This window comes from Sphingomonas tagetis, assembly GCF_024211275.1.
Taxonomy (GTDB): Bacteria; Pseudomonadota; Alphaproteobacteria; order Sphingomonadales; family Sphingomonadaceae; genus Sphingomonas; species Sphingomonas tagetis.
Genome location: NZ_JAMLDX010000023.1, coordinates 14,336 through 27,320 on the forward strand (window position 1 = coordinate 14,336; position 12,985 = coordinate 27,320).

The following is a 12,985-nucleotide window of genomic DNA, read 5'->3' on the forward strand; positions in this document are numbered from 1 at the left end:
TCATTCGTGTGCCTTCGCGACGCGTGGGTCGAAAACGCACTATTCGCTCCATGGCGCCGCATATACCATCCCTGCAACGAACGTTCGCGAGATATTGAATGGCAAGCCAATCCGCCGAAAAACTGGAACATGACAAGCTTGCGATCGAGGATATCGACGTCAGCGATCCGACGATCTTCCAGAAAAACCGGCAAGGGCCGATCTTTGCGCGCCTGCGCGCCGAGGATCCGGTGCATTATTGCCGGGAAAGCCGCTACGGCCCCTATTGGTCGGTCACGCGGTATCAGGACATCATCGCGGTCGACAGCAACCATCAAGTGTTCTCGTCGGCGAACGCCACCTCGCTCGACGAGACGCGTGCGAAAGGGCGTGGCCCCAATGCCACGCCAGTCGGCGGATTTCTGGGCATGGACCCGCCCGAACACGACACCCAGCGGAAGATCGTTTCACCAGCACTCGCGCCGGCCAATCTGGCGCGCTTCGAGCACCTGATCCGCGAGCGCACCCGCAATGCGCTGGCCGGGCTGCCGATCGGCGAGGAGTTCGACTGGGCGCAGACGGTCTCGGTCGAACTGACCATGATGATGTTGGCGACCCTACTTGGCGTCCCGTTCGACGAGCGCAAGCAGCTCAAGCGCTGGTCGGACGTGATCGCCGGCGTTCCGGGCGACGGCGTGGTGGAATCTTGGGAGCAGCGCGACAGCGAACTCAAGGAAATGACCCGCGCATTCCTGACTTTGCGTGAAACTCGTCGGATGGAGGAGCCGTCGTCGGACCTGCTGTCGATGCTGGCGCATTCGCCCGTCGCGCAGAACATGAGCGACCTGGAATTTGCGTCCAACGTCTCGATCCTGGTCGTCGGTGGCAACGACACGACCCGGAACAGCATGTCGGCCGGCATCCTCGCCTTTCACGATCATCCGGATCAATGGGCGAAGCTGAAGGCCAATCCGGCGCTCGTCGACAGCGCGGTGCCCGAGATCATCCGGTGGCACACGCCGATCATGTCACAGGGGCGTCGCGCTACCCAGGATCACGAACTGGGCGGCAAGGTTATCCGCAAGGGCGACAAGGTGATGATGTGGTACGTTTCGGGCAATCGCGACGAGAGTGCGATCCCTGACGCCGGCCAGTTCATCATAGACCGCGCGCGCCCGCGCCAGCATCTCTCGTTCGGGTTCGGCATCCATCGCTGCCTGGGCAACCGGCTTGCCGAGATGCAGTTGCGGATCTTTCTGGAGGAGATCCTGGCTAATGATTGGGCGAGGATCGAGGTCACCGAGCCGGTCGGTTATGCGCTGTCGAGCAGCGTGCGCGGTATCAACCGCCTACGCGTTCGCATCCATGCCTGACAATTCGAACGCAAAGTGAAGCAGAGTAAGATGCCCAAGCTTGTTTTCATCGAGGCCAATGGCGCGGAACATGTCGTGGAGGCGCAGGCCGACCTGTCGGCAATGGAAGTCGCGGTCCGGTTCAACATTAACGGGATCGACGGCGATTGCGGCGGCCAGGCCGCGTGCGCGACATGCCACGTCTTCGTCGACCGCCCCTGGATGGAGCGGGTCGGCAAGCCGAGCGAGCATGAAGTGCAAATGCTCGAGCTCGCCGAAGGTGCGGCGGACAACAGCCGCCTCGCATGCCAGGTCATCGTGACGCCGGAGCTGGACGGGCTGGTGCTGCACATGCCCGCGGCGCAGTTTTGACGAGCCGCAAGATGAAACAAACATGACTTCGAGCGGCCGCGCGGACTGGTTCGCTGGCGCATCGAAGAAGGAGAGGTCGACGTGACGGTGCGATTTGAACCGATGGCCGAAGGCTTTGCTCTGCAGGCATTCGACATCAATCTCAGTCAGGACGTGTCCGAACAGGACCGCAAGATCATCATCGATGCCTGGACGCAATCTGGCCTGCTGCTGTTCCGCGGGGTGAATGATAGCGAAGCGGGCCACATGCGTCTGAGCCATTGTTTCGGAACGCCCGAAATATCGGTGAAGAAGGAGTTCAATTCAGGTCAGAACCCCTACCTGCTCGACCTCAAATATACGTCTGCCGACAAGGACGTGATGCGCAATGCGGTCGACTACCATGGCGAGTCACGCGCCGGCTTTATCGGCTGGCACTGGGATCAGGCCTTCGCCCCGCGCATCATTCGCGGCGCGGTGTTGCGCATGCTTGTGCCCGCAGCGACGCATGGCGAGACCGGCTTCATCGACGCGATCGCCGCCTACGACCGGCTGCCGCAGACGCTGAGGGAGCGGATCGAGGGTCTGGAGGTGGTCTATCAGTACCGCGCCAAGGCTAATCCAATCTGCTTCCCGCCCGGCGTGAGCGATCAGTCGAGCGGCCGTGACGACGCCGCGATGCGACGCGACTTTCCCCCCACGGTCCATCCGATGGTGATCACCCAGCGGGAAACAGGCCGAAAGATCCTGAAGCTTTCCCCGATGTATGCCGACCACGTCCTGGGCATGACGCGCGAGGACAGCCAGAAGCTGTTCGAGGAGATCGCGGAGTATCTGCTCGACGAGCGTCATGCCTATTTCCACCAGTGGCAGGCGCAGGACATGATCGTGTGGGACAATTGGCGGATCCTGCATTCCGCCCGCGGCCATTCGTTCGATGATTTCCGCCACCCGCAGCGCACGACGATCGGCGGGGACTATGCGCTCGGCCGATATCTCGACACCGAGATCGACAGCAATCGGGTCGGCAGGACGGCCATCGACTGATGGCGGCGGGGGATGCAGGGCCGAACCGTTCCCGCGCTTGAGCAACCCGTAGCGGAGACAGGTCTGTGGATTACGATATCGTCATCAGGAATGGATCGATCGTCGACGGCACGGGCACCCCGCCATTTGCCGGCGACGTGGCGGTCAAGGACGGCCGGATCGCGGCGGTCGGCGCGGTGGCCGGTGGGGCGGCGGAGGAGATCGACGCCGCAGGCCGGATCGTCACGCCCGGCTTCGTGGACATTCACACCCACTATGACGGCCAGGTCACCTGGGAGCATCGGTTGCGCCCCTCGTCCGGCCATGGCGTGACGACCACTATCATGGGCAATTGCGGCGTCGGCTTCGCGCCAATCCGCGAACACCAGCGCCAGCTGGCGATCAAGCTGATGGAGGGCGTCGAGGACATTCCCGAAGTCGTCATGACCAAAGGCATCCCCTGGGCGTGGGAAAGCTTTCCCGACTATCTCGACTTTCTCGACACGCGCCAGGCCGATGTCGATTTCGCGGGGTATCTGCCGCATTCGCCACTGCGCGTTTACGTGATGGGCGATCGCGGCGCCAATCTCGAGCCACCGACGCAGGACGACCTGGCCAAGATGCGCAAATTGACCACAGAGGCGCTGAAGGCGGGCGCGATGGGCGTTTCGACCTCGCGCTATCTCGGCCATCGGTTCCGCTCGGGCGAGCTGGCGCCATCGGTACCGACCGAGGCGGACGAGTTGAGCGCGCTGGCCGAGGGTCTGGCGGATGCCGGTTGCGGAGTGTTCCAGATGATCCCAAACAGCGCCGCGGAGGCCGAAGCCGAATTTTCGCTGATGGAGCGGCTGGTCGAGGTGTCGGGCCGACCGCTGACGTTCAGCCTGCTACAGAACGCGGCGCGGCCAGCCAATTTCGGGACCTATCTAGAACTGCTTGCCGAACGCGGTGCCGACAAGCAAATCAGCGGGCAATTCTATCCGCGCCCGGTGGGCCTGCTGTTCGGACTGGACCTGAGCTATCATCCCTTCTCGCTCTGCCCGAGCTATCGCGCGATTGCCGGGCTTACGCTAGCGCAAAAGGTCGAGCGGCTGCGCGACCCCGAGTTCCGCCGGAAACTGCTGTCCGAAGCGCCGGAGGACCCCAACCCATTCTTCATCCAGATCGTAAATTCGACCGATGCGCTCTTCGCGCTGGGCAATCCGCCCGACTATCACCAGTCGCCAGACCGCACCATCAACGCGCGCGCCGCCGCAATGGGAATCAACCCACGCGAGCTGATCCTGGACGAATTGCTGCGCGACGAGGGGCACGCGATCCTCTATGCGCCTTCGACGATCCAGATCGACGATTACCTCGCGCATGCACGTGAGGCGTTCGACACGCCGGGCACGCTGATCGGCCTGGGCGATGGCGGCGCGCATTACGGCATGATCTGTGATGCGGCCTACCCCACGTACCTGCTGACGCAATGGGCCGGCGAGGCCGGCAGCGCGTCGCTGGGTCTCGCGCAGGCGATACGGGCGCTAACCGATGTGCCGGCGCGGACCATCGGGCTGCACGATCGCGGCATCGTGGCGCCGGGTTACAAAGCCGACCTCAACGTCATCGATATCGACCGGCTGGAGCTGGAGATGCCCAAGGTCAGCCACGACTTGCCTGGCGGCGGGAAACGGTTGACGCAGCAGGCCACCGGCTATGACGCGACCGTGTTGTCGGGCGTGGTCACCTATCGTCGTGGCGAACCCACGGGCGCGCTGCCTGGCCGGCTGGTGCGTGGCGCGCGCGCCGCGCCGGCGCACTAGTCACGCATCAGCCACACAGAATTCGGGCAGGCGACTGCCGCAAACCGCCGTGCATCGCCGCGGCGGGATCAGGAGAGCGACATGAAAGCAGCGGTACTCAACGCCCTCGACGGCACGTTCCAGGTCGAGGCGATCGACATCAGCGAGCCGCAAGGCCGCGAGGTGCTGGTCGAGGTGAAGGCATGCGGTCTGTGCCATTCGGACCATCATTTCGCGACGACCAACTTCGGCATCCCGTTGCCCGCGGTGCTGGGCCATGAGCTGGCCGGCGTGGTCAAGGCGATCGGCCCAGACGTGCGCGACTTCGCCGTCGGCGATCATGTCGTCGGCTCGCTGCTGCAGTTTTGCGGACATTGCACCGATTGCCTGAGCGGCCGCACTTATCAATGTTCGCATCCCGAGGAGACGCGACGCGGCGCCCACGACGAGGCGCGGCTGACGCGGGAGGGGGCGCCGGTGACGCAGGGCTTTGGCATGGGCGCGTTCGCCGAGCTTTCACTGGTCCATGAAAATCAGCTGGCGAACGTGCCCAAGGAACTGCCCTTCCCGCAGGCGTCGATCCTGGGCTGCGGGACGGTGACCGGCGCGGGGGCCGCGATCAACACGGCCGGCGTGAGACCGGGCGAGACGGTGGCCGTGGTAGGCATCGGCGGGGTCGGGCTGAACGTCATCTCGGGCGCCGCGCTGGCCGGCGCGTCGCGCATCATCGCGATTGACATCCAGCCCAGCAAGGGCGAGCTGGCGGGCAAGTTCGGGGCGACCGACTTCATCGACGGATCGGACGAGGATACGGCGGCGCAAGTCCACGCGCTCGTACCCGGCGGGGTCGATCACGCGTTCGAAGTGGTCGGCATCAAGGCGACGTCGCAGCAGGTCATCAAGATGGTCCGCAGGGGCGGCACCGCGTACATGATCGGAATGCACGCGCCGGACAAGACGATCGACGTCAACGTTACGCTCGACCTGTTGCGCAACCAGATCGCGATCAAGGGCGTGGTGCTGGGATCGAGCAACATCAAGCGCGACATTCCGATGTTCGCGCAGCTGTATCTGCAGGGCAAGCTCAACCTCGACGATCTGATCTCACGCGAGATCAACATCGCCGAAATCAACGATGCCTATCAGGAACTGATGCAGGGCGAGATCGCCCGCAGCGTCATCACGTCCTTCTGAACGAATGGAGGCACATTTGACCTATCGTCTGCTGATCGACGGCAAGCTCGTCGATGGCGCGTCCACGATGGACGTGATCAATCCCGCCTCGGGCACTGTCTTTGCGACTTGCGCGCGCGCCGATCCGGGACAGCTGGAGCAAGCCGTGCAGGCCGCGAAGCGGGCTTTCCCCAGCTGGTCGTCCCTGCCCTATGCCGAGCGCGGCGCCGTCCTCGCCCGCGCTGCAGACGCGATCGAAGCGCGGGCGGGCGAGCTCGCCACCTTGCTGGTCAAGGAACAGGGCAAGCCGCTCCCCCATGCGCGGGGCGAGGTCGCCGGCGCGGTAGGCGCTTTGCGGTGGTTCGCCAACCAGAAGCTCGACATCGAGACGCTGCGCGAAACCGAGCAGGACAGGATCGTCGAACAGCGCACACCGCTTGGCGTGGTCGCGACGATCACGCCGTGGAATTTCCCGCTCGCGCTGCTGGCCATGAAAGTCGCGCCCGCGCTGATCACCGGCAACACCGTGGTCGCTAAACCGGCGCCTTCAACACCGCTGACCTCGGCGCTGCTGGGCGAGATCGTTGCCGATATCCTGCCGCCCGGCGTGCTCAACATCATCATCGATGCGAACGATCTTGGCGGCCTGCTGACCGGTCATTGCGATGTCGCGATGGTCAGTTTTACCGGGTCCACGGCGACCGGAAGGCGGGTGATGGAAAGCGCCGCGAGTAACCTCAAACGGCTGCTCCTCGAGCTTGGCGGCAACGACGCGGCAATCATCCTCGACGATGCGGATGTGAGCGAAGTTGCCCAGCGCGTGTTTAACGGGGCGATGGCGAATGCCGGGCAGGTCTGCCTTGCGGTGAAGCGGGTTTACGCGCCGCGCGGGATGTACGACGCGCTGTGCGACGAACTCACGCGGCTTGGCAGCGCCCTGGTGGTCGATGACGGGCTGAACCAGGGCGCGCAGATGGGGCCCGTGCAGAACCGGCAGCAATATGAAAAGGTCCTCCAGATCATTGAGGATGCCAGGGCTCGAGGTAACATCCTGGTCGGCGGCACGGCGATCGAGCGCGACGGTTATTTCATCGCGCCTACCGTCGTGCGCGATCTGCCCGACGACGCGCGCCTGGTGCGCGAGGAACAGTTCGGTCCGGTCCTGCCGGTGTTGGCATATGACAGCATCGACGAGGTTGTCTCGCGCGTCAACGACAGCGAATATGGCCTCAGCAGCACGATCTGGACCAAGGATGTCGATCGCGGGATGGCGCTTGCGTTGCGGATCGAAGCCGGCACCGTTTGGGTCAACAAGCATCTGGACGGCCCGATGGACATTCCTTTCGGCGGCGCCAAGCAGTCGGGCATTGGTCGAGCCAAGGGCGTCGAAGGCTTGAAGGCGTTCACCCAGGCCAAGGTCATCAATATCTCGAAGGGCTAGCCGTGCGCGTGACGCCGTGACGCGGGCGAGGCCGGCCGAGTGATGCGGGGCCGACCAGGCGCCAGCCGGATTCGCAATAGTGGCTTGTCGGCGCGCATGTGAAATGTCGAGCGGGTCGGTTGCGATCCTGGGCGGGCGTGCCGTGCATGGCGGGCCGCGCTTCCTTGCGCCTCGAATGAATTCGACGTCGGGCGCGCCATGGCTGGGGGTTTGATATGTATTCCGAATACAAGGCGTTGCGGCTCGAACAGCGTGGCGCGGTGATGATCATCACGCTGCACAACCCGCCGATGAACGCCAGTTTCCCGGCCATGCACCTCGAGCTTTCACACATCTTCACGACGATCAACCGCGACCCGGCTGTCAAGGTCGTGGTGCTGACCGGCGCGGGGGAAAAGGCATTTTCGGCCGGCGGCGACGTCAAGAACATGCTGCGCAGGCTGACGACTGCGGATCATGCCGCGTGGCTGCGCGGCATGCGCGAGGCCAAGGACATCGTCTATTCGATCCTGCGTCTGGAAAAGCCTTTGATCACGCGTATTAACGGCCACGCCATGGGCCTGGGCGCGACGCTCGCGGTGCTCGGCGACTTCTCGTACATGATCGAGACGGCACAGATCGCTGACACGCACGTCAAGGTTGGCCTGACCGCAGGTGACGGCGGGTCGATGATGTGGCCGCTGCTGATGGGGTTCACCAAGGCGCGGCAACATCTGCTAACGGGCGACCCGCTGACCGGCAAGGAAGCAGCCGAGCTCGGCCTGATCACAGGGTCTGCCGCCAATATGCACGAGCTTGACGAGTTGTGCTTCGGCATGGCCGAACGTCTCGCCAGCGGTGCGACGCTAGCGATCAACGCGACCAAGAACAGCATCAACCTGCTGCTCCGGCGGCTGCTGGAAGGTGTAATCGAAGCGCATCTCGGTGCCGAGACGCTGACCTACCTGTCCAAGGATCACCTGGAAGCGGCCAAAGCCTTCAACGAAAAGCGCGGGCCCGATTTCCGGGGTGAGTGACCGGGCAGCCGAGATGCCGACGCCTGACCGCGCGAAGATTCAGATGAGACAAGAAGGAGAGCGTCAGATGTCAGTGCGAGGCGCACTTTCCCGCGTGCCGAACATGGACATGCTGCGCCTGCCAGTGCTCGCGTCGCCAATGTTCATCGTTTCCGGGCCGGAACTGGTGATCGCGCAATGCCAAGCCGGAATCATCGGTTCGTTCCCGGCGCTCAACGCGCGGCCGAAGGAAGCACTCGACGACTGGCTGGCGCAGATCAGCGAGCGTGTCGCCTTCCCCGGCGGTCGGCGCCCGTTCGCCGTCAACCAGATCGTGCACAAGAGCAACGATCGCCTCGATCACGACGTGGAGTTGTGCATCAAATACAAAGTGCCCATCGTCATCACCTCGCTGGGATCGCGCCGCGACGTCAATGAGGCGATCACCGGCTATGGCGGCATTGTGCTGCATGACGTCATCAACGACCGGTTCGCGCACAAGGCGGTCGACAACGGCGCGTCCGGATTGATTGCCGTGGCTGCGGGCGCGGGCGGGCATGCCGGGACGCTGTCGCCGTTCGCGTTGCTGCAGGAAATTCGCGCGTGGTTCGACGGGCCGCTGATCCTGTCGGGGTCGATTTCGCACGGTGCCTCGATCCTCGCGGCGCAGGCGGCGGGTGCCGACATGGCCTATATCGGTTCGGCCTTCATCCCCACACGCGAAGCGACGGCGGCCGACGCCTATAAGCAGATGATTGTGGACGGATCATCGGCGGATATTCTCTACACCAATGCGATCACGGGCGTTCACGGCAATTATCTGATCCCATCGCTCGTACGCGCCGGCTTCGACCCGGCCAACATGCCAGTCGGCAATCCCAAGGCGATGAATTTCCAGAGCGGCGGCAACATGGAAGCCAAGGCGTGGAAGGATCTGTGGGGCTGCGGCCAGGGCCTGGGGACGAGCCGCGATGTGGTGCCGACCGCCGCGTTGGTCGAGCGGCTGGCGCAGGAATATGACGCCGCCCGCGCGGCACTTAGCGCCGTGGCGTTCCCCTGACGCTGCCGCAAGACAATTGGAGAGGTTGTGCAGGAAGATACCGTCGCAGCATTTGAGCGGTTCGGGCTAAAGCCGCCCGCTTCCCGCCCCGCCATCCCGCATGGCGCGCAGACCATCGCTGTGCTGCTGGATGAACCGCTGCGCAAGCATCGGGGCGGCGAAGCGCTGATCGACCGGCACAGCCGCTACAGCTATGCGGAGCTGGATGATGCAATCAATGCGGGCTGCCAGGCGCTGGTCGAATTGGGCGTCTGCAGGGGCGACCGGATCGCGGCGTCGTCGATCAACAGCGCGGACCTCGTCATCGCGTTTCTCGCCGCACAGCGTCTGGGCGCGGTGTGGGTCGGGATGAATCGCGTCCTGGCGCCGCGCGAGAAGCTGTACCTGCTGCAGGACAGCGAAGCCGCGCTGCTGCTGATCGACCAGGAAAGCCTAGGGCTGCTTGCCCCAGTGCTGGACGAGGCCGGCCTGAACCTGCGCGTCGCGACGCTGAACGGCCAACCCGGGCCGGACGGATGGCGCGAGTTGGTGTCCAACGCCGCAGGCGCGCGCCGCCCCCGCATCGCGATCGACCCGTTCGCACCGGCGTTGATCTCGTACACCAGCGGCACGACGGGCCGGCCCAAGGGCGCGGTCCACAGCCAGCACAACATCGCACTGCTGGCTGCGGCGTGGATCGCTCGGGGCGACTGGGACGTCGGGCTGCGCCGGGGGTGTGCGCAGGCGCTGACGATAAACAACATGATGATCCGCGCCGCCGTCCAGGCGCTCGCCGGCGGGGGCACGATGATCTGCATGGATCGCACCGACGCGGAGGGCGTGGCCGACTGGATCGAGAACGAGCGTATCGAAGTGCTGTTCGCCGTGCCGACCATGCTGCATGACCTGTTGATGAGTCCGAAGGTGAGCGATCGCAAATTCCCGTCGCTCGTCCGACCGCTCAGCGGCGCGGCCAAGCTGCCCGAAAATGTCCGCGTGGCGTTTCGGGAGCGGTTCGGCACCGAGGTGCAATTCGCCTATGGACTGACCGAAGCGCCGACCGCAGTCACGCAGACCGATCCGACCGAGCCATTCGTGCCGGGCTCCAGCGGGCGGGCATTCCCGCATCTCGAGATCGCCATCCTCGATGGGCATCGTGAAGCGGTTGCCGCCGGCGAGGAGGGCGAGGTTGCCATCCGTGCCCGGCAAAGCGGACCCTGGGCGGGCGTGTACACGCCGATGCTGGGCTATTGGCGCCGGCCCGACGCCACGGCCGAGGTGCTGCGCGATGGCTGGCTGCTGACGGGCGATGTCGGCCGGCTGGACGACGAAGGCCGGCTGTTCATTGTCGACCGGCGCAACGATGTGATCATCCGCGGCGGCGCTAACATCTATCCGGCCGAGGTCGAGCGGGCGATCGAGGAATTCGCCGGCGTCACGGCCGTCGCGGTGCTGGGGCTACCCGACGAGCGGCTGGGCCAGATCGTCGCCGCAGTGATCCAGCTGGCGGACGAGCGGATCGACCTCGAACAGCTCGACGCCTGGCTCCGGACGCAGCTGGCCGCCTATAAACTGCCCAAATTCTTCTATCGCGTCGATGCGATGCCGCGCAACGCAATGAACAAGATCGTCAAGCCCCAGCTTGCCGAGCGCATCGCCGACGGAAACCTGACGATCGCGTTCGAGGCCCGCGCAAGACACCGATCGGCAAGCCCGGCACCCTGAGCGAGCTTTGCGGCCGGAGACCAGAGATGCAGATCGTCGATGCTCATCATCACCTGTGGGACGCCGCCGACCCCCGTTACATGAATTTTCGAGGTGGCGGACGGCAGCGCTTCTGGGGCAACTTCAACGAGACCAGCGCGCGTTACCTGGTCGATGACTATCTGCGCGATTTCAGGCCTGCCGGCCTGGTCAAGTCGGTGCATGTCGAAGCCGGGTTCGACCCTTCCGATCCAATCGCCGAGACGCGACTGCTGCAGGCGATGGCTGACGATCCCACCGCCGCCGGATTTCCCCATGCGATCGTCGCACTGACCGACCTTTCGGATCCGCAAGTTGAGCGCGTGCTCGAAGCACAGGCGAGCCACGCCAATGTCCGCGGCGTCCGGCAGATGCTGAACCGTGATGAGACCTCGATGTTGTGCCTCGCCGATCGCGACCATCTGGCGGACTCGCAGTGGCAACGCAATTTCGCGCTGCTGCGCGGCTATGGCCTGTCGTTCGACCTCTCCGTCAATCCCGCGCAGATGCCGCAAGCGGCGGCCTTGGCCCGCGCCCATCCCGACATCCCGCTTGCGCTATGCCATCTGGGCTTTCCGATTGAGCGCCATGGCTGGGGGATCGAGTGCTGGCGAGCTGGGATGGCGGCATTGCGCGACTGCCCGAACGTGTGCGTCAAAATGTCGGGGATCGGGATGTTTGACCGCTATTGGACGCGCGAGAGCGTGCGGCGGATCGTCTGCGAGGCTCTGGACCTGTTCGGCCCTGACCGGATGATGTTCGGGTCGAACTTCCCGATCGACAAGCTGATGGCGTCGGCGGTCGAGCTCAAACAGGCGCTGCTCGATGTCACCGGCATGCTGTCGGACGAGGAGCAACGGCAACTGTTCTTCGGGACGGCTTCGCGCTTCTACCGCATCTGATCGCGGCACCGTCAGCTTGTCGCGGTGACGGGCCCGGTCCGGCGCGGGACCTGGAGCATGACAACCGCGATCACGGCCAGCGCCACCGCGCCACCCGCCGTGTACAACGCGCCCTCCGCACCAGCCGGCCGGACGAGGCGCGAGGTGAGCAACGGCCCGACGGCCGAACCCAACAGCGCCGCGCCCATGAACTTGCCCGCCGCGCGTCGCGATGGGTCGGCCGCGATCAATAGCGGCATCAGAAACGGCGCGGAGAGCGCGAAGGTGAAGCCGTACGCCGCCGCGGTCGCCCAGAACAACCAGCCCGGCGGCTGCAGGTGAAAGGCCATGATCGCGCCGAGCGCGATGACCGCGCCGATGGCCAGCGCCCTGGGATAGACGATCCGCTTCGCGACGGCGGCGGCGATGACGCCGCCGCCGATCTGGCCCGCCAGTAGCGCGACGAACGCCCCGTGTGCGGCCTGAGCGTCGAGCCCGGCGCCGCGCGCCAGCGGCACCAGGTAGCTCAGCAGCGACATCGTGCCGGCCCATACCAGCATCACGACCGCCAGCGCCAACCAGCCGCGCGCCGGCATCCGAGCGCTATCCCGCTGCTTTCCATCCGGCGCATCGTGCATGTCGCTGGGGATGAGGAAGGATGCGAAGAAGCCGGTGCTGACAACCGCCGCGGTGGTCACGAACGCGGCGTTGATCCCCCAACGCGGCAGCAACACGGCGGCAAGCAGGCTCGACACCGCGAGCTTGAGCAGCGTAATCGAGATTTCCGAATAGGCCATCAGTCGCGCAGGCCCCGCCGAGCGCGCGATGACGCCCATGCCGGTCCATAGCAACAGACCCTGTGGAACGCTGCAGATCGCCGACAGCAAGAGCACACCGGTGCCGCTCTGCCGGGTATAGAGGAGCTGCAGCGGCACCAGCGTCGCGACGCATAGCGCGATCAACAGCCGCTGCCGCTTCCGCTTGAGCACGGCATCCGCCGCCAGATTGACAATCCCCATCACGAGCGCCTGGATCGTCATAGCCAGTCCGATCTGGCGGAGGTCCAGACGACCTTCCTCGACCAACCCGCCATAGAGCAATGGCGCGATGCCGTACATCGTCATGGCCGAGACCATCACCACCACGCCGGCCAGAGCGCTGGCGGTATGAACGCCGCGGGGCGTCGGGCTTTCTTCGCTGATCATCGCTCGCCTTTCAGGG

The 12,985-nt window shown here is 64.9% G+C and carries 11 protein-coding genes; 10 read left to right on the plus strand and 1 reads right to left on the minus strand.

Annotated features, from left to right (window positions below):
* Window positions 1-98: 98 nt before the first annotated feature.
* The 10 genes from M9978_RS20410 (at window position 99) to M9978_RS20455 (ending at window position 11,785) form a co-directional block, all read left to right on the plus strand.
* On the plus strand, window positions 99-1,352 hold the full coding sequence (locus M9978_RS20410) for a cytochrome P450 (RefSeq protein WP_254296498.1): 1,254 nt from the start codon (window positions 99-101) through the stop codon (window positions 1,350-1,352).
* Window positions 1,353-1,382: 30 nt separating this feature from the next.
* Window positions 1,383-1,703: a 2Fe-2S iron-sulfur cluster-binding protein gene (locus M9978_RS20415; protein WP_254296501.1), complete on the plus strand. Its 321-nt coding sequence runs from the start codon at window positions 1,383-1,385 to the stop codon at window positions 1,701-1,703.
* 81 nt (window positions 1,704-1,784) lie between these two features.
* On the plus strand, window positions 1,785-2,729 hold the full coding sequence (locus M9978_RS20420; RefSeq protein ID WP_254296504.1) for a TauD/TfdA dioxygenase family protein: 945 nt from the start codon (window positions 1,785-1,787) through the stop codon (window positions 2,727-2,729).
* Between the two features lie 65 nt (window positions 2,730-2,794).
* Window positions 2,795-4,513 carry an N-acyl-D-amino-acid deacylase family protein gene (locus M9978_RS20425; protein ID WP_254296506.1) on the plus strand — a complete coding sequence of 573 codons (1,719 nt, stop codon included), beginning with the start codon at window positions 2,795-2,797 and terminating at the stop codon, window positions 4,511-4,513.
* A gap of 81 nt (window positions 4,514-4,594) precedes the next feature.
* On the plus strand, window positions 4,595-5,686 hold the full coding sequence (locus tag M9978_RS20430; protein ID WP_254296510.1) for a Zn-dependent alcohol dehydrogenase: 1,092 nt from the start codon (window positions 4,595-4,597) through the stop codon (window positions 5,684-5,686).
* Window positions 5,687-5,690: 4 nt separating this feature from the next.
* Entirely contained in the window at window positions 5,691-7,106 is a 1,416-nt protein-coding gene (locus tag M9978_RS20435) for an aldehyde dehydrogenase family protein (RefSeq protein ID WP_254296512.1), read from the plus strand.
* A 215-nt stretch (window positions 7,107-7,321) separates the two neighbouring features.
* On the plus strand, window positions 7,322-8,122 hold the full coding sequence (locus tag M9978_RS20440) for an enoyl-CoA hydratase-related protein (protein WP_254296515.1): 801 nt from the start codon (window positions 7,322-7,324) through the stop codon (window positions 8,120-8,122).
* Between the two features lie 139 nt (window positions 8,123-8,261).
* Window positions 8,262-9,161: an NAD(P)H-dependent flavin oxidoreductase gene (locus M9978_RS20445; RefSeq protein ID WP_254296520.1), complete on the plus strand. Its 900-nt coding sequence runs from the start codon at window positions 8,262-8,264 to the stop codon at window positions 9,159-9,161.
* 27 nt (window positions 9,162-9,188) lie between these two features.
* Window positions 9,189-10,865 (plus strand): class I adenylate-forming enzyme family protein, encoded by a 1,677-nt coding sequence (locus M9978_RS20450; RefSeq protein WP_254296522.1) that lies wholly within the window; start codon window positions 9,189-9,191, stop codon window positions 10,863-10,865.
* Between the two features lie 26 nt (window positions 10,866-10,891).
* Window positions 10,892-11,785 carry an amidohydrolase family protein gene (locus M9978_RS20455; RefSeq protein WP_254296524.1) on the plus strand — a complete coding sequence of 298 codons (894 nt, stop codon included), beginning with the start codon at window positions 10,892-10,894 and terminating at the stop codon, window positions 11,783-11,785.
* 11 nt (window positions 11,786-11,796) lie between these two features.
* Here the strand turns inward: M9978_RS20455 and M9978_RS20460 are convergent, their stop codons facing one another.
* Window positions 11,797-12,969, minus strand: a complete 1,173-nt coding sequence (locus tag M9978_RS20460; RefSeq protein ID WP_254296526.1) for an MFS transporter — start codon at window positions 12,967-12,969, stop codon at window positions 11,797-11,799.
* Window positions 12,970-12,985: the final 16 nt, after the last annotated feature.